The organism is Bacillus sp. FJAT-45066, from assembly GCF_002335755.1.
GTDB classification, from domain to species: domain Bacteria; phylum Bacillota; class Bacilli; order Bacillales; family Bacillaceae_I; genus Bacillus_CD; species Bacillus_CD alkalisoli.
The window spans coordinates 3,037,663-3,054,096 of sequence record NZ_NISQ01000001.1 but is presented as its reverse complement, the minus strand read 5'-3'; the positions used below and the strand labels follow the sequence as shown (position 1 = coordinate 3,054,096).

18 protein-coding genes are annotated in these 16,434 nt (G+C 35.3%); 17 read left to right on the top strand and 1 reads right to left on the bottom strand.

The features are described from left to right. Positions 1-77: 77 nt before the first annotated feature. The 9 genes from CDZ92_RS15515 to rsmI all read left to right on the top strand — a co-directional run bounded on the left by CDZ92_RS15515 (position 78) and on the right by rsmI (position 7,067). A complete protein-coding gene (locus tag CDZ92_RS15515) occupies positions 78-1,547 on the top strand; it encodes an aminotransferase class I/II-fold pyridoxal phosphate-dependent enzyme (RefSeq protein ID WP_096156110.1) in 1,470 nt (489 codons plus the stop codon). After that, positions 1,544-2,200, top strand: a complete 657-nt coding sequence (tmk, locus tag CDZ92_RS15510; protein ID WP_096156108.1) for a dTMP kinase — start codon at positions 1,544-1,546, stop codon at positions 2,198-2,200. The genes CDZ92_RS15515 and tmk overlap by 4 nt, the downstream gene beginning before the upstream one ends. 33 nt (positions 2,201-2,233) lie before the next feature. Then, positions 2,234-2,563, top strand: coding sequence for a cyclic-di-AMP receptor (locus tag CDZ92_RS15505; RefSeq protein WP_096156107.1), 330 nt, complete (start codon positions 2,234-2,236; stop codon positions 2,561-2,563). A 51-nt stretch (positions 2,564-2,614) separates the two neighbouring features. Beyond that, complete coding sequence (locus CDZ92_RS15500) at positions 2,615-3,055, top strand: YaaR family protein (RefSeq protein ID WP_096156105.1); 441 nt, start codon at positions 2,615-2,617, stop codon at positions 3,053-3,055. A 13-nt stretch (positions 3,056-3,068) separates the two neighbouring features. Continuing rightward, positions 3,069-4,061 carry a DNA polymerase III subunit delta' gene (gene holB / locus CDZ92_RS15495; protein ID WP_096156103.1) on the top strand — a complete coding sequence of 331 codons (993 nt, stop codon included), beginning with the start codon at positions 3,069-3,071 and terminating at the stop codon, positions 4,059-4,061. Between the two features lie 4 nt (positions 4,062-4,065). Continuing rightward, positions 4,066-4,893 carry a PSP1 domain-containing protein gene (locus CDZ92_RS15490; RefSeq protein ID WP_096156102.1) on the top strand — a complete coding sequence of 276 codons (828 nt, stop codon included), beginning with the start codon at positions 4,066-4,068 and terminating at the stop codon, positions 4,891-4,893. A gap of 14 nt (positions 4,894-4,907) precedes the next feature. Next, on the top strand, positions 4,908-5,273 hold the full coding sequence (yabA, locus tag CDZ92_RS15485; protein WP_096156100.1) for a DNA replication initiation control protein YabA: 366 nt from the start codon (positions 4,908-4,910) through the stop codon (positions 5,271-5,273). A 132-nt stretch (positions 5,274-5,405) separates the two neighbouring features. After that, entirely contained in the window at positions 5,406-6,152 is a 747-nt protein-coding gene (locus tag CDZ92_RS15480; RefSeq protein WP_096156099.1) for a tRNA1(Val) (adenine(37)-N6)-methyltransferase, read from the top strand. Positions 6,153-6,188: 36 nt separating this feature from the next. After that, positions 6,189-7,067: a 16S rRNA (cytidine(1402)-2'-O)-methyltransferase gene (gene rsmI, locus CDZ92_RS15475; protein ID WP_096156097.1), complete on the top strand. Its 879-nt coding sequence runs from the start codon at positions 6,189-6,191 to the stop codon at positions 7,065-7,067. A gap of 64 nt (positions 7,068-7,131) precedes the next feature. On the opposite strand, the gene CDZ92_RS15470 is transcribed toward rsmI, so the two are convergent. Next, the gene (locus CDZ92_RS15470) at positions 7,132-7,410 is read right to left on the bottom strand and encodes an AbrB/MazE/SpoVT family DNA-binding domain-containing protein (protein WP_096156096.1); all 279 of its coding nucleotides are present in this window, start codon (positions 7,408-7,410) and stop codon (positions 7,132-7,134) included. A 560-nt stretch (positions 7,411-7,970) separates the two neighbouring features. On the opposite strand from CDZ92_RS15470, the gene metG reads away from it, so the two are divergent. The 8 genes from metG to CDZ92_RS15430 all read left to right on the top strand — a co-directional run bounded on the left by metG (position 7,971) and on the right by CDZ92_RS15430 (position 16,310). Next, on the top strand, positions 7,971-9,965 hold the full coding sequence (metG, locus tag CDZ92_RS15465) for a methionine--tRNA ligase (protein WP_096156093.1): 1,995 nt from the start codon (positions 7,971-7,973) through the stop codon (positions 9,963-9,965). Positions 9,966-10,367: 402 nt separating this feature from the next. Next, positions 10,368-11,135, top strand: a complete 768-nt coding sequence (locus CDZ92_RS15460; RefSeq protein ID WP_096156091.1) for a TatD family hydrolase — start codon at positions 10,368-10,370, stop codon at positions 11,133-11,135. Between the two features lie 223 nt (positions 11,136-11,358). After that, positions 11,359-12,558 (top strand): G5 and 3D domain-containing protein, encoded by a 1,200-nt coding sequence (locus CDZ92_RS15455; RefSeq protein ID WP_096156089.1) that lies wholly within the window; start codon positions 11,359-11,361, stop codon positions 12,556-12,558. Positions 12,559-12,710: 152 nt separating this feature from the next. Further along, on the top strand, positions 12,711-13,265 hold the full coding sequence (rnmV, locus tag CDZ92_RS15450; RefSeq protein ID WP_096156088.1) for a ribonuclease M5: 555 nt from the start codon (positions 12,711-12,713) through the stop codon (positions 13,263-13,265). Further along, entirely contained in the window at positions 13,266-14,156 is an 891-nt protein-coding gene (rsmA, locus tag CDZ92_RS15445) for a 16S rRNA (adenine(1518)-N(6)/adenine(1519)-N(6))-dimethyltransferase RsmA (protein ID WP_096156086.1), read from the top strand. Positions 14,157-14,452: 296 nt separating this feature from the next. Then, positions 14,453-15,352, top strand: coding sequence for a sporulation peptidase YabG (yabG, locus tag CDZ92_RS15440; protein WP_096156084.1), 900 nt, complete (start codon positions 14,453-14,455; stop codon positions 15,350-15,352). 369 nt (positions 15,353-15,721) lie between these two features. Then, positions 15,722-15,976: a biofilm formation stimulator Veg gene (gene veg, locus CDZ92_RS15435; RefSeq protein WP_096156083.1), complete on the top strand. Its 255-nt coding sequence runs from the start codon at positions 15,722-15,724 to the stop codon at positions 15,974-15,976. Positions 15,977-16,124: 148 nt separating this feature from the next. Continuing rightward, complete coding sequence (locus CDZ92_RS15430; RefSeq protein ID WP_096156081.1) at positions 16,125-16,310, top strand: small, acid-soluble spore protein, alpha/beta type; 186 nt, start codon at positions 16,125-16,127, stop codon at positions 16,308-16,310. Positions 16,311-16,434 lie beyond the last annotated feature (124 nt).

The following is a 16,434-nucleotide window of genomic DNA, read 5'->3' as shown; positions in this document are numbered from 1 at the left end:
TTGTTCTTTCATCTCTTGTTGAGGATTGGTAATATAGAGAAAGATATATACTATGTGTAAATAAGAAGGAAGAAAAAATGAGATCATTAAATCAGAAGGAAATACCTTTATATACAACATTATTAAACCACTTTTCGAAAAGTCCAATATCCGGTCATGTCCCAGGGCATAAATATGGGTCAAATCTTCCAAACAATAAGGAAATACGACACAGTTTTAGTGAAATCCTAAAACTAGACGTGACAGAAATTACAGGCTTAGACGATTTGCATGATCCAACAGGTGCCATTCAAGATGCACAAATATTGGCAGCGGAACTTTATAAGGCTGATGAAACATTTTTTTTAGTAAATGGGTCAACAGTAGGGAATTTAGCTATGATATTAGCTACATGCTCTTCTGGAGGCAAAGTATTAGTGCAACGTAATTGCCATAAATCTATCATGAACGGAATTGAGCTGGCTGGTGCCGATCCAATATTTTTATCACCGCAAGTCCATGAAGAGATTGGAGTACCTACTTCTATTAGTAAAGAACAAGTGAAGTTAGCTCTTCATCAATTCGAGGATGTTCAAGCAATAATCATTACGAATCCTAATTATTATGGAATATCCAGTTCCCTTGAAGCAATAATTCATTACGCACATAGCAAGAAAATACCTGTACTGGTTGATGAGGCTCACGGAGCACACTTCGTAGTAGGAGAACCTTTTCCAAAGTCTGCTTTATTGATGGAAGCAGATGTTGTTGTTCATTCCGCTCATAAAACATTGCCTGCGCTGACGATGGGGTCCTATTTACATGTGAAAAGTAATTTAGTAGATAAAGAAAAAGTAGCATATTATTTAAGGATGTTACAATCAAGTAGCCCTTCCTACCCGATAATGGCTTCTTTAGACATTGCAAGGTATTATTTAGCCAGTTTTTCAGAACAAGATATTAAAAATGTTAATCAGAATATAGAAAGATTAGTCTTGGAACTAGATACGATAGAGGAAATCGAAGTAGTTGGAAACGGAAAAAATAAAGACCCATTAAAGTTAATTTTACGATCTACAACCGGATTAAGTGGTTACGAACTTCAACAAAAATTAGAAGAGCAGAATGTTTTCGTCGAATTAGCAGACCCATTAAATGTACTTTTTATTTTGCCATTGAGTCATGATTATTCATTTCATGATATGATAAGTAGAATAAGAAAAGCAGTTCATAACAGCGCAATAAAACCAAATAATTTGAGGATAACAACTGAAATTTTGTTTCCTATGAATATAAATAAATTAACTCTAAATTTTTTAGAGCAAAATGTATATGAAGTAGAAGAAATACAAATAGACAAAGCAGTTGGTAAGATATCCGCAGAAACAATTGTACCATATCCACCTGGGATTCCAGTTTTAATAAAAGGAGAACGTATTTCACAAGAGGTAGTGGAATATATAGGGGGTTTGGCGGCTCTAGGAGCTCGTTTTCAAGGTGTGGATTTTACAAAAAAGAATACTATCCAAATTTTTAAGGTAGATACAGAAAAGGAGTTACAACATTGAGAGGTTTATTTATAACATTTGAAGGTCCTGAAGGGGCTGGGAAAACGACGGTAATTCAACAACTAGCTAAAGAGTTAAAAGACGAGGGAATAGATGTTGTCTTAACGCGAGAACCAGGAGGAATCCAAATAGCTGAACAAATCAGGTCAGTCATATTAGATTGTAATAATACGATGATGGACGCAAGAACAGAAGCACTACTGTATGCGGCAGCCAGAAGACAACATTTAGTGGAGAGAGTTATACCTGCGTTAGAATCGGGAAGTATCGTTCTTTGTGACCGTTTTATTGATAGTTCATTGGCTTACCAAGGCTATGCAAGACAAATCGGTGTGGAAGAAATCTTATCTATAAATGAGTTTGCAACCGAAAAGAGAATGCCTGACTTAACGGTGTATTTTGATATTGCTCCAGAAGAAGGACTTAAACGAATTACAGCGAATAATAAACGAGAAATTAACCGATTAGATCAAGAGGCGATTGATTTTCATCATCGTGTAAGAGAAGGTTATTTAAAGGTATTTGATCGTTTTCAAGATCGCTTTGTAAAGGTAAATGCAGAACGTGAACTAAAGGTTGTCTATAATGATGTAAAGCAGCAAGTACTATCGTTTATTGAGACAAATGTTTCCAATAGCGAAACAATGAAGTAATTATAAAAAAATGGTAAAATGGAGGAGAGGACAATGAAGTTAATTATGGCAGTTATTCAAGATAAAGATAGTAATCGATTATTGAATGCTTTAGTGGAGAATAATTTCAGAGCAACAAAGCTTGCTAGTACAGGTGGATTCTTAAAATCTGGTAATACAACATTCATGATTGGTACAGAGGATGTTCGTGTACCTAAAGCGTTAGAAATAATTAAAGAAAATTGCCAGCAAAGAGAACAACTAGTTGCTCCAGTATCACCGATGGGTGGTAATGCTGATTCATATGTTCCATATCCTGTAGAAGTAGAAGTAGGTGGAGCTACCGTATTTGTTCTACCAGTAGAAGGATTTCATCAATTTTAATAAGAATTAAACCAAATAACCTTATTAAAATGAAAGAAAGGGTAATCAAGGATGAAGATTACATCAGATATTCGCGCAAATTTAGAGAAAGCTCGTATGGATCAGGCAAATACAAAAAACTCAAAAGCTATATTTGGTGATATGGTTCAAAAACATTCCTCCAAATTACAATCACAGCAGTTACAGACTCTCCTAAAAGATATTGATGTTGCTGGAGAAAGGTTAGTAAACTCGAGAACCTTTAAAGATATCGCGAAGTATAAAACGCTAGTAAAGCGTTTTATGGAAGAGGCTGTTGAGTTTGGAATGGAACTAAATCAATCTCATCACTGGACGTATGATGGTCAATCACGCCATTTACAACTCGTTAAAGAAGTAGATGAATCTTTAATTAGTTTAACGGAAGATGTTATGAACAAAGAAAAAAGCAGGCTGGATATTTTAGGGAGTATAGGAGAAATAAAAGGTCTACTTATTAACTTATATACGTAGTAAGGAAGTGTGTGTGTTGAATAGTTGGTTAGAACTGGCAACGCTTCAACCGACAGTCTCAAAGATTGTAACGAATAGTTTAAATAGAAACAGAATTGCCCATGCTTATTTATTAGATGGAATGAAAGGAACTGGCAAAAAGGAAACTAGTCTTTTGTTTGCAAAGAGCTTATTATGTAAAAATAGACAGAGCGTTGAACCTTGCCAAACGTGTTCCAATTGTAAGAGAATTAGTTCAGGGAATCATCCAGATGTTCACTTAGTAGAGCCTGATGGCAATTCGATTAAAAAGCAACAAATTCAACAACTTCAAGAAGAGTTTTCTAAAACAGGACTAGAATCTAATAAAAAGATATATATCATTAATCATGCTGATAAAATGACAACGAATGCTGCAAATAGTCTTTTGAAGTTTTTAGAAGAACCAAGTAAAGGAACGTTTGCCTTTTTATTAACAGAAAATGTGTACCATATATTAGATACAATTGTTTCAAGGTGTCAACCACTTTCCTTCCAAACTTTAACACCTACCAGATTAATAGAAACATTACAAAACGAAGGACACTCAAGAGCTTTATCGCTATCTGTTTCTCAACTTACGAATAATGTCGAAGAAGCTCGAGAATTTTGTCAAAATGATTGGTTTGCAGAAGCGAGAGTTTTAGTGATAAAATTATATGAACTGTTACATGTAAGACCTCAACAAGTTCTATTATTTATTCAAGAAAAGTGGATGCCTCATTTCCAGGAAAGACAACAGTTAGAAATAGGCTTAGACTTATTATTATTTATATATAAAGACATGCTTTACGCACAATTAAATAAACAGGAAGAGCTCCTATTTATTGACGAAGTTACGTTGATTGAGAAATATGCTCTTCAAACAACACAACTTCGATTAATGGAGCATCTATCCTTTATACTACAGAGCAAGTCAAGGTTATCGTCTAACATGAATGCTCACTTGTTAATGGAGCAGTTAGTCCTACACTTGCAGGAGGGATAATAGTTTGTATGATGTAGTTGGAGTTCGCTTTAAAAAAGCGGGAAAAATATATTATTTCGACCCAAATGGGCTTGATATACAAGAAAATGAATTTGTTATTGTCGAAACTGTAAGAGGGATAGAGTTTGGGAAAGCGGTACTTGCACAGAAGCAAGTAGATGAGAACGATGTCGTTTTACCACTTAAGAAAGTAATCCGTATTGCAGATACGAAAGATAAATTGATTGTAGAAGAAAATAAAAAAGCGGCCAAAGAAGCTTTTTATACTTGTACACAAAAAGTAGAAGAACATTCTATTGAAATGAAGCTAGTCGATGTGGAGTATACGTTTGATCGTAACAAAGTAATCTTTTATTTCACAGCTGATGGGCGTGTCGACTTTAGAGAGCTAGTAAAAGACTTAGCTGCTATCTTTAGAACACGAATTGAATTAAGACAAATTGGTGTAAGAGACGAAGCGAAGCTTTTAGGTGGAATTGGACCTTGTGGAAGAATGTTATGTTGTTCAACGTTTTTAGGGGACTTTGAGCCAGTATCAATAAAAATGGCGAAAGATCAAAACTTATCTTTAAACCCTTCTAAAATCTCTGGACTTTGCGGACGTCTCATGTGTTGTTTAAAATACGAAAATGATGAATATGAGTCTGCAAAAGAACAACTTCCTGACTTAGAAGAAATTATTGAAACACCAAACGGTCGAGGGCGTGTAGTAGGCTTAAATATTTTAGAACGTGTTTTACAAGTACAGTTGTTAGAAATAGAAAAAGTAGTAGAATTTACACTAGAAGAGCTAGTTCAAGATGGAGCCGTTTCGATACAAGCCACAGATTAATGAGGTGGGGTTCATTGGATAAGAAACAAATATTCGACTCTGTAACGATTATGGAAGAGCAAATAGGTCATTTATACAAACAGTTAGGTGAACTAAAAGAGCAATTAGCTCTTTTAATAGAAGAAAATCATAATTTAAATGTAGAAAATGGCCATTTGCGCAACAGATTAGATGGACAAGTTTCAGAGAAGAAAAAAGGTAATAAGAAAAAAGTAAAAGATGAGAAAGACATAGCAGAAAAACAAGCAGATATTGGAGAAGGATACGACAACTTAGCACGCTTATATCAAGAAGGCTTCCATATTTGCAACCTTCATTTTGGTAGTCCGCGAAAAGAAGGCGATTGTTTATTCTGCTTGTCCTTCTTAAATAAGAAATGAAAAGTCGCCATATGAAACAAAATGGCGACTTTTTTACGTAAAAGAATATGATGGGCTAACGAGCAATAGAAAGTCAACTAGAGTATAATAAACGTAATCAAAGCTACATTAGAACGAAAGGACATTAAAATAATGGTTAAGTTATACGATGATGAGCGTCTAGATTATCTACTTGCAGAAGATTTACGAATTATTCAAAGCCCATCTGTTTTCTCTTTCTCATTAGATGCAGTATTATTAGCCCACTTTGCATATGTACCTATTCAAAAAGGCAAAATAATCGATTTATGTACAGGAAACGGTATCGTTCCTTTACTACTTAGTAAAAAAACAAATACCAATATTCAAGGCGTAGAAATTCAAGAAAGACTTCATGATATGGCGATAAGAAGTTTTGCCTATAATAAACTTGAACATAAATTACAATGTATTCACGGTGATATTAAAGATATGCCAACTATGTTAGGTCATGGAGAATTTGATGCTTTAACATGTAACCCTCCATATTTCCCTACGACACATATAACGAAACGAAATGAAAATGAACATTATGCTATTGCTAGGCATGAAATACATTGTACGTTAGACGATGTAATTAGGGTAAGTAGTCAATTGCTGCGCCAAGGTGGAAAAGCAGCATTTGTACACCGTCCAAATAGGCTGCTTGATATTGTAACGACTATGAGACAATATCGATTAGAGCCAAAAAGAATGCAATTAATCTATCCGAAAAAAGGCAAGGAAGCAAATACGTTATTAATAGAAGGAATAAAAGATGGACAACCTGATTTAAAAATATTATCCCCTCTTTACGTGTATGGTGAAGATGGAGAGTACACAGAAGAAACAAAAAAGATATTGTTTGGAGATAAGGCATAAACAACACAATATATTGAAAAGGAGGAATCTTTAACGATGGATTTATGGTTACAGAAAAGTTTTGCAGAAGATTACTCTTTTGGAAGATTGTACTTAGTGGCGACACCAATTGGTAACTTAGAAGATATTACGTTTCGCGCTTTACGCATTTTAAAAGAAGTGGATATGATAGCAGCAGAAGATACTAGACAGACAAAAAAACTTTGCAATTACTTTGAGATAAATACCCCCCTCTTTAGTTATCATGAACATAATAAAGAGCAAAGTGGTTGGAAGGTAATTGAATTATTAAGAGATGGAAAAGATGTTGCACTCGTTAGTGATGCAGGAATGCCTTGTATATCTGATCCTGGCTTTGAATTAGTAAGGATGGCATTAGATGAACATTTATATGTTATTCCTATTCCAGGAGCAAATGCAGCACTTTCTGCTTTAATACCTTCTGGATTAGTTCCACAGCCTTTCTACTTTTTTGGATTTTTAAATCGCTCCAAAAAAGAAAAAAAGAAAGAATTAGAGATGTTGAAAAAGATAAAAGATACATTTATTTTATACGAATCTCCGCATCGCTTAAAAGAAACGTTAGCTGTCATGGTTGAAGTATTAGGTGAACGTCAAATTGTAATGAGTAGAGAACTAACGAAGAAATTTGAAGAATTTATGAGAGGTTCCATTACACAAGTGCTATCTTATATAGAAGAAAACGGTGTAAAAGGAGAATGTTGCATTGTAGTAGAAGGTAGTGGCGTAGAAGAAGTAGAGGATGAGGTTTCTTGGTGGACCGATTTATCTGTAGAAGATCACGTTCAACATTATGTAGAGCAAGGACATTCTTCTAAAGATGCTATTAAGGAAGTTTCTAAAGAGAGAAACTTACCTAAACGAGAAGTGTATCAAGCATTTCATATCCATTAATTTTATCATGACGTAAATGAAAAGCGACTACTGTAATAGTAGTCGCTTTTAATATGGGTATATATTATTTTACAAGGTTAGATTGAATCTCAGCCATGATCTTTTCTGCGCCTTCACGACTTAAGATAATTTTTCCTTCTGCTAAAGTTAAGTTAGCATCAGAAACTTCACCAGTCACTTGGCAAGTCATGTTTGGCTTATATTTCTTTAAGATGATTTTCTCTTCGTCCACATAAATTTCTAAAGCATCTTTTTCTGCAATTCCTAAAGTTCTGCGTAACTCGATTGGAATAACTACACGACCTAATTCATCAACTTTACGTACAATACCTGTAGATTTCATTATTTGTTCTCCTCCTAGAATATCTATATATGTTATTTCTATCTTTTTCAGTCGTCAATATTCGACAAAATCACTGTGATTTCATCATATCAGCATTTACAAAATTCGTCAACTTTTTTAATTGATAAAAATTGTATTTTTATAAAAAAATGTTAAATGGAATTAATGTAAACCTAATGATATCAATGATTTACATTTATTGCGAGGTGGATAATTGGTTTTAATATTGGGATAATATTACTTTAAATTTCTGATTTTTTTAATAATTTTCATTTACTTTCGACAAGAAACGACAAGGTTATTATTAAATTTGTCGAATGGATATCTACTAAAAGATACATGTTTTAAATTTTGTAATAATGAAGGTTTTATGAATCAGAAACGCGCATTCCTTCCGCTTTTCTAATTAGTAAGAAACAATGTATAATAAAGGTGGAATTTAGGTTATGATGTTGCTATGATAAATGGATATTTTATTGTGAAAAACACATAAATCCTTATTGGAAATGAGAAATAGAAGGAATACGTTAAAACTATTCGTTTAAAAGGAGGTAATTTTGATGGTAGAAAATAAAAAAACATATTATATTACAACACCAATCTATTATCCAAGTGATAAATTACATATTGGCCATGCGTACACAACGGTAGCTGGAGATGCAATGGCGCGTTATAAAAGAATGCGTGGTTTTGACGTTATGTATTTAACAGGTACAGATGAACATGGTCAAAAGATACAACGTAAAGCAGAGGAGAAAGGGATTACTCCTCAAGAATACGTAGATGAAATTGTTGCTGGAATAAAAGAACTATGGGGCAAGATGGATATTTCCTATGACGATTTTATACGTACAACTGAACCTAGACATAAAGAAATTGTCGAAAAGATTTTTGCACGCTTAGTAGAGCAGGGTGATATATACCTAGATGAGTATGAAGGTTGGTACTCTGTACCAGATGAAACGTATTATCGTGAGCACCAGTTGGTAGACCCGATTATGGAAAATGGCAAGGTTGTAGGGGGGAAAAGTCCAGACAGTGGACACCCAGTTGAATTAGTAAGAGAACAATCCTACTTTTTCAGAATGGGTAAGTATGTAGACAGACTATTAAAGTTTTATGAGGACAATCCAGAATTTATCCAACCAGAGTCTCGAAAAAATGAGATGATTAATAATTTCATTAAACCAGGACTAGAAGACTTAGCGGTTTCCCGTACTTCTTTTGACTGGGGAGTTAAAGTACCTAATGATCCGAAACACGTTGTATATGTTTGGATTGACGCTTTATCTAACTACATTACAGCATTAGGCTACGGTACAGACAATGATGAAAACTACTTAAAATATTGGCCGGCGGATGTTCATTTAGTTGGGAAAGAGATTGTTCGATTCCATACTATTTATTGGCCGATTATGTTAATGGCATTAGACTTACCGTTACCTAAAAAGGTTTTTGCTCATGGTTGGTTATTGATGAAGGACGGGAAAATGTCCAAATCTAAAGGGAATGTTGTGGATCCTGTAACGTTAATTGATCGTTATGGATTAGATGCGCTTCGTTATTACTTATTACGCGAAGTACCATTTGGTTCTGATGGTGTATTTACTCCGGAAGGGTTCGTCGACAGAGTAAACTTCGATTTAGCAAATGACCTTGGAAATTTATTAAATAGAACAGTTGCGATGATAGATAAATACTTTGATGGAACAGTGCCAGCATATAGCGGGTCTGTAACAGAGTTTGATGCAACTTTAAGTAATTTAGCTAAAGAAACGGTAGAGAGATATGAAGAAGCGATGGAAAAAATGGAATTTTCTGTAGCTCTAACTTCTATTTGGCAATTAGTAAGCCGAACCAATAAGTATATTGATGAAACACAACCGTGGGTGTTAGCGAAAGATGAAGCAAAAAAGAATGAATTAGCATCTGTAATGGTTCATTTAGCGGAATCACTTCGTCAAATAGGTGTTTTACTAAAACCATTTTTAACACAAGCACCAAAGCACATCTTCGACCAACTTGGTGTTAAAGAAGAAGCATTAACAAACTGGGAAAGCTTGCAGCAATTTGGCCTTATTCCTGCAGGTGCACAGATTACAAAATCTTCCCCAATCTTCCCACGATTGGATGTGGCGGAAGAAGTAGAATACATTAAAACGGCAATGGCCCCTTCACAACCTAAAGTGGAAGAAGTAAGTGACGTTTCTCCTGTTGAAAAACCAGAAACAGAAGAAATAACAATCGACGACTTCATGAAAGTTGATTTACGCGTCGCTCAAGTTTTACACGCAGAACCAGTGAAAAAGGCTAACAAGCTGTTAAAGTTACAATTAGATTTAGGTTATGAAAAAAGGCAAGTAGTTTCTGGTATTGCCCAATTCTACAAGCCAGAAGAACTTATAGGTAAGAAAGTCATCTGTGTAACAAACTTAAAGCCAGTAACATTACGTGGAGAACTTTCTGAAGGAATGATTCTAGCAGGATCCCATGATGGAAAACTTGCCTTAGCGTCGGCTGCAGAAGGCTTGCCAAATGGAGCAAAAGTAAAATAAGTGAGAGAGTTTCATAATGTACAATTACTATACGAAAAACGAACAGTAATTATGAAATTGATTCAAGCTATAAAAAATGAAAAGGTGTTTCACGTGTAAAAGCGGGATACACCTTTTCTTTTAAATGTATCGGATTGACTTTTGTATTGGGTAACTGCCATGCTGTTGTATTATTAGCCATAATAAAAAGATAGTTAATAATATTAACTGCCATGATGGTTGATTTCAGTTGCAGGTGTGAGACTCCTGCGGGAAAGCGCGTCAAGGGAGACCCCACAGGCGCAAAGCGCCGAGGAGGCTTCCGCGACCGCCCGCGGAAAGCGAACACCTGCAACTGAAATCAACAATTAGTACCCTATTCAAAGCAACAAGATAAACAAATAATTAAGGAGTGCTTTCTATATGTTATTTGATACACATGCACATTTAAATGCGTTGCAATATGAAGAAGACTTACAAGAAGTAATTCAACGAGCACAAGAAGAAAAAGTAACAAACATCGTAGTAGTTGGCTTCGACCGAGAAACAATTGAAAAAGCAATGGAACTAACAAATAAATATGACTTTATTTATGCAGCAATAGGGTGGCATCCAGTTGATGCAATTGACTTAACTGATGAACACTTACATTGGATTGAAGAATTGGCATCACATCCTAAAGTAGTGGCAATTGGCGAAACTGGATTAGACTATTATTGGGACAAGTCTCCAAAAGAAGTACAAAAAGAAGCATTCCGAAAGCAAATTCATTTAGCGAAAAAAGTAAAATTGCCAATCATTATTCATAATCGTGATGCGACAGCAGATGTGGTGGAAATTTTGAAACAAGAAAAGGCAGAAGAAGTTGGAGGAATTATGCATTGCTTCACAGGTAGTGCAGAAGTAGCCCAACAATGTATGGAAATGAACTTTTACATATCATTTGGTGGACCCATTACATTTAAAAATGCAAAAAAACCAAAAGAAGTTGCAATGGAAATACCGTTAGATCGCATTTTAATTGAAACCGACTGTCCATACTTAACTCCCCATCCATTCCGTGGAAAGCGTAACGAACCTAGCTATGTAAAGTATGTAGCAGAACAAATTGCAGAACTTAAAGAGTTAAGTTATGAAGAAGTTGCAAAAGTAACAACTGACAATGCAAAAAGATTATTCGGGATAAAGTGACAAAGAATTTGTAACATTTACTAAAAACATGTCCTATTAGAATCAAATATTTAATAGTTCTACAAGTCTCTTTCTCCACATAGGATAAACTGTCGATAAGTTAGCCTTTACACTTTTCAAAAAATTCTGCATAATAGGCAATACGGTTGACTAAAATGCAAAAGGTTGACAAGTCGAAAAACACTCTATATAATTCCAACGAGGAGAAGGAGGCGTTTTTTACATGTTTCAATACATGAAAAAACTGTTTTCCGGTTCTATGGGAAAAAAGAAACTAGCAGTAATAATTACTAGTTTCATAGTCTTCCCAACCATACTAGGCTTCGGTATCTTTCACGGTACAAAAGCCTCAATAACAGTAAATGCAAACGGTGAAGTAGTAACACTTAACACGCATGCGAAAACCGTTGCAGATGTTTTAAATGATTTAGATATTACTGTTCGATCTGAGGATTATTTATTTCCCGCTAGCGATACAGAGATTAATGACGCTATGGAAATAGTATGGGAACCAGCCAAGCAAGTTCAACTTGTCATCAACGAGAAAGAACACATGGTGTGGACTACGGCGAAAACAGTCAAAGACTTACTTAACGAACAAAGCATTCATTTATCTGAACACGATAAAATTGAACCAGGACTTGATACAACTATTGCAGAGAATTTAACTATTTCTTTACTTGAGGCATTCCAATTAACGCTAGTTATTGGAGGAGAAGAAAAGGAAGTTTGGTCAACTTCGACTACGGTCGCTGACTTTTTAGAAATGCATGAGGTCACACTAAACAAACTTGACCGAGTTGAGCCAGGATTAGAAGAATTGGTTACAGATAGTACACTTGTAGAAGTAATACGAGTTGAAAAGGTCACCGATGTAGTGGAAGAACCTACTGATTTTAGTGTAGTAACAAGGAATGATGGTCAGTTAAATAGAGGTACAGAAAAAATTGTTCAACAAGGGTCACAAGGATTAATAGCTAAACATTATGAAGTTATAATTGAAAATGGCAAAGAAGTTTCCAGAGAGCTTATTAAAACGGAAACGATGAAAGAAAGTTTGGACCGCATTGTAGCTGTTGGTACAAAAGCGCCACAGCCACCACAACAAGTTTCGCGTAGCAATGCTACAACAGCCAAAGAATTTTATGTAAGTTCTACTGCCTACACGGCTAACTGTAACGGTTGCTCAGGAATTACGGCTACTGGCATTAACTTAAGAGCTAATCCAGATGCAAAAGTTATTGCTGTTGATCCGAATGTTATCCCTCTAGGTACAAGAGTTTATGTGGAAGGTTATGGATATGCAATTGCTGGTGATACGGGTGGAGCAATAGTTGGTAATAAAATTGATGTATTCTTCCCAGATAAATCAACTGCATTTCGATGGGGAAGAAAGCGTGTTAAAATCAAAATTCTTAATTAATACTTAAGCAGGGGTAAATGGCCTCTGCTTTTTTCTTTTTTGATTTAGACCGCAATATGTATTTGACTCGATTATAAGGTATAATAAAAATATTAGATTCAACTGATTAGACGTAAGAGGCGATATAAAGTTTCACTCTTTTGGAGGATAAAATGAAAATTAAAGAAATAATTGTAGTCGAAGGTAAAGACGATACAGTTGCTATCAAAAGAGCAGTAGATGCAGACACAATTGAAACAGGTGGTTCTGCTATAAACGATGATGTATTAACGCAAATTAAGCTTGCCCAGGATACAAGAGGTGTCATTGTCTTTACCGACCCTGACTTCCCTGGACATAAAATAAGAAATACAATTTCCGAGCATATACCTGGTTGTAAACATGCATTTATTTCTAAAGATAAAGCAAAACCGAAACGAGGTAAAGGTCTTGGGGTGGAGCATGCTTCTATCGAAGATATTAGAGAAGCTCTAACAGGATTACATCAAGAGTATGAACAGCCAACAGGTGAAATAACTACCGATGTGTTATTAGGGTACCAGCTTATTGGTCATACTACTTCTAAAAAGAAACGGGAAAAGCTTGGGGAAATATTAAAGTTTGGCTACACGAACGGAAAGCAATTGCAAAAGCGATTGCAAATGTATCATATATCTCTGGAGCAGTTGAGTGATGCAGTTGCTGAGATGAATTCGGAGGAACAATAAATGCAAAATGAACTAAAAGATATAGCTACCCCTATACGAACGAAGCAAATACTAGAAAAACATGGGTTTTCTTTTAAAAAGAGCCTTGGGCAAAACTTCTTAATAGATACCAATATATTGAGAAATATTGTAGAGTTTGCAGGGGTAACGGAAGGTACAGCAGCAATTGAAGTCGGTCCCGGTATTGGAGCGCTAACAGAGCAAGTTGCCAAACGTGCAGGGAAAGTTGTAGCCTTTGAAATTGACCAACGACTATTACCGATCTTAGAAGAAACATTAGCACCTTATGAAAATGTGCAAGTTATTCATCAAGATATATTAAAAGCGGATGTAAAAACAGTATTAGAACGTGAATTTGCTGATTTTAACGAAATTAAAGTAGTAGCTAATTTACCTTATTACGTGACCACACCGATTATAATGAAGTTATTAACGGAGCAGTTACCATTAACGAACATTACTGTAATGTTACAAAAAGAGGTAGCAGACCGAATGGCAGCAAAGCCAGGAACGAAAAATTATGGTTCATTATCGATTGCTGTACAATATTATACAAAAGCAGAAACCGTCATGATTGTTCCAAGAACTGTTTTTGTTCCACAACCAAACGTAGATTCGGCAGTGATTCGCCTAACTGTTCGTACAAGTCCAGCAGTTCTAGTGAAAGACGAGGACTTCTTCTTTGAAGTAGTACGTGCTAGCTTCGCGCAAAGAAGAAAAACGATACTTAATAATTTAACGAGCAACCTACCTTCTGGAAAAGAGAAGAAGGCAAATGTGGAACAAGCGCTCTCAGAAGCCAATATAGATCCGAAACGACGCGGAGAGACTTTATCTATCGAAGAGTTTGGATTGCTTAGTGACAAACTTTATAACGTAATTAAAAACTAAAAGGGAGGAACTTCTCTTTTAGTTTTTTTATTTGGCTGTGTTAATGGTTAGTGTTGATTTTTGATATCTATCTAGCAGTTGATTTCCGCGCAAGTCCCCCGCGGAAAACGGAGACTTGCGCGGAAATCAACAGCGGTCTTTAACAGAGTCTTTTATTTAAGGATTAACTTCCTCACATCATTCATTGTTGCTCTAACACATTCTCCTCCTCACCAATGTAATTGTTTTTGCATAATCTACTTTAGGGAAATAGATTGGGTGGATGTATACGTTACCCCTTGTTGGAGGGAAGAGCAATGAGAATATCAATAGGAGATGTTGTTGCACGAAAAAAATATAATTTTGACTTGTTATTTAGGGTGATCGATATTCAGCAACGAGAAAATGACTATCCACTAGTTCTTTTATACGGAGAAGATGTACGATTAATGGCAGATGCATCATACGACGATTTAGTAATCGTTACAGAAGAGAAACAAAAAGAAAGAAAGAAAAAGGAAGACTCTAAAATGCAAAGGTCACTTCACCTTTTTCGTCAAGATTACGCATTAATTCGTGAAAAGAGCGAATATGAAGCGACAGGGGGATATGAGACGAATCAAGATTACTTTCAGCTACCCGGAAAAGTGCTTCATATAGACGGCGATCCTTTATATTTACAAAAGTGTTTAGACTTATATGAAAAACTAGGAGTTCCTGTTTATGGTGTACATTGCCATGAAAAAGAAATGTCGACGAAAGTAGGACCGCTAATTGAGCGCTATCAACCAAACATATTAGTTATTACTGGACATGATGCGTATTCAAAATCAAAAGGAAAAGTATCTGACATTACAGCTTACCGTCATTCCAGACACTTTGTGCAAACGGTTAGGGAAGCAAGAAGGGTTGAACCTAACTTAGACGAATTAGTTATTTTTGCAGGGGCGTGTCAGTCGCATTTTGAGTCATTAATACGCGCTGGTGCTAATTTTGCAAGTTCACCATCAAGAGTAAACATACACGCGTTAGATCCAGTATATATCGTTGCTAGAATATGCTTTACCTCGTTTATGGAGAGAGTGAATGTTTGGGATGTTTTAAGAAATACGCTAACGGGAGACAAAGGCTTAGGCGGGATTGATACAAGAGGATTATTACGAACTGGAATGCCTTACAGACCATATACAGAAGACCAAGATGAGGATGACTCTTAATGAATACATTAGGAGTCTTTTTAAATTAGGTTGTATGAAAGAATATTGTTATTACTCACTCATCTACCTTTTTTAACAGAGCCAAAATTTAAAACAAATTTTTGATTGGTAGTTCTTCCAAATTATTCTCGTACGTAAAAAAAAACAACACATAAAAACCGCTAAAAAGCGCGTAAGAATAAAATAAAACGGTTTAATTTTAATTAATTTACATATATTTTACAGATTAGCGCAAAGTAATTGTAGACAAATGGTGATAATTGTTGAAGAAATTATATTGACGACACGAAAATTCGTTGTTATAATTTTAAGTTTTGCTTGTGAATTTTATCTGGTTGTGTTATACTCATAATAGTGAGGTGGAGTGAAATGGGAAAAACCTTAAATGATATTAAAAATTCGTTAGACGGCAATCTGGGTAAAAGATTGACCCTTCGTGCAAATGGAGGCCGTAGGAAAACCATTGAACGCGTCGGTATTTTAGCAGAAACATACCCTGCTGTATTTGTAATAGAACTAGATCAAGATGAGAATTCGTTTGAACGTGTGTCCTACAGCTATGCAGATGTCCTCACAGAGACGGTACAACTTACATTCTTCGAAGAACAAGGGAGTATGGCATAATCGAGCAGTGGACAATAGTTTACTGCTTTTTACTTTTCCTTAAATTACATATATTAACATATATTAAACAGGAACAACTATCTAATACTAATATTGCCGCTATTACATTAATAGCGGCAATAGCTATTCATAAAGGAGTTGGATTTTTATGGCGAGAAAACGTCGAGGTATCATGTCTTATCAACTCAAAGAAGAATTAGCTAAAGAACTAGGATTTTATGATGTTGTCCAAAAAGAAGGCTGGGGAGCTATCCGTGCTAAAGACGCTGGTAACATGGTGAAATTAGCAATTGAAATAGCCGAAAAACAGTTAGCAACGAAAAATAATCAATAATTATTTAAAGTCGAAGCGGAATTTTACGCTTCGACTTTTTTTATGGCAATATAGTGCATTAGCTTTTTCATCAGTTGGTAACAATAAATAAAAAAGGAAACGAATTTAACCATTTTCTACAATT

Excerpts from the sequence above, each read along its gene's own strand:
- CDZ92_RS15515 (WP_096156110.1), top strand. The coding sequence starts at position 78 with ATGAGATCATTAAATCAGAAGGAAATACCTTTATATACAACATTATTA.
- CDZ92_RS15505 (WP_096156107.1), top strand. The coding sequence starts at position 2,234 with ATGAAGTTAATTATGGCAGTTATTCAAGATAAAGATAGTAATCGATTA.
- CDZ92_RS15500 (WP_096156105.1), top strand. The coding sequence starts at position 2,615 with ATGAAGATTACATCAGATATTCGCGCAAATTTAGAGAAAGCTCGTATG.
- CDZ92_RS15480 (WP_096156099.1), top strand. The coding sequence starts at position 5,406 with ATGGTTAAGTTATACGATGATGAGCGTCTAGATTATCTACTTGCAGAA.
- rsmI (WP_096156097.1), top strand. The coding sequence starts at position 6,189 with ATGGATTTATGGTTACAGAAAAGTTTTGCAGAAGATTACTCTTTTGGA.
- CDZ92_RS15470 (WP_096156096.1), bottom strand. The coding sequence starts at position 7,410 with ATGAAATCTACAGGTATTGTACGTAAAGTTGATGAATTAGGTCGTGTA.
- metG (WP_096156093.1), top strand. The coding sequence starts at position 7,971 with ATGGTAGAAAATAAAAAAACATATTATATTACAACACCAATCTATTAT.
- CDZ92_RS15460 (WP_096156091.1), top strand. The coding sequence starts at position 10,368 with ATGTTATTTGATACACATGCACATTTAAATGCGTTGCAATATGAAGAA.
- CDZ92_RS15455 (WP_096156089.1), top strand. The coding sequence starts at position 11,359 with ATGTTTCAATACATGAAAAAACTGTTTTCCGGTTCTATGGGAAAAAAG.
- rnmV (WP_096156088.1), top strand. The coding sequence starts at position 12,711 with ATGAAAATTAAAGAAATAATTGTAGTCGAAGGTAAAGACGATACAGTT.
- rsmA (WP_096156086.1), top strand. The coding sequence starts at position 13,266 with ATGCAAAATGAACTAAAAGATATAGCTACCCCTATACGAACGAAGCAA.
- yabG (WP_096156084.1), top strand. The coding sequence starts at position 14,453 with ATGAGAATATCAATAGGAGATGTTGTTGCACGAAAAAAATATAATTTT.
- veg (WP_096156083.1), top strand. The coding sequence starts at position 15,722 with ATGGGAAAAACCTTAAATGATATTAAAAATTCGTTAGACGGCAATCTG.
- CDZ92_RS15430 (WP_096156081.1), top strand. The coding sequence starts at position 16,125 with ATGGCGAGAAAACGTCGAGGTATCATGTCTTATCAACTCAAAGAAGAA.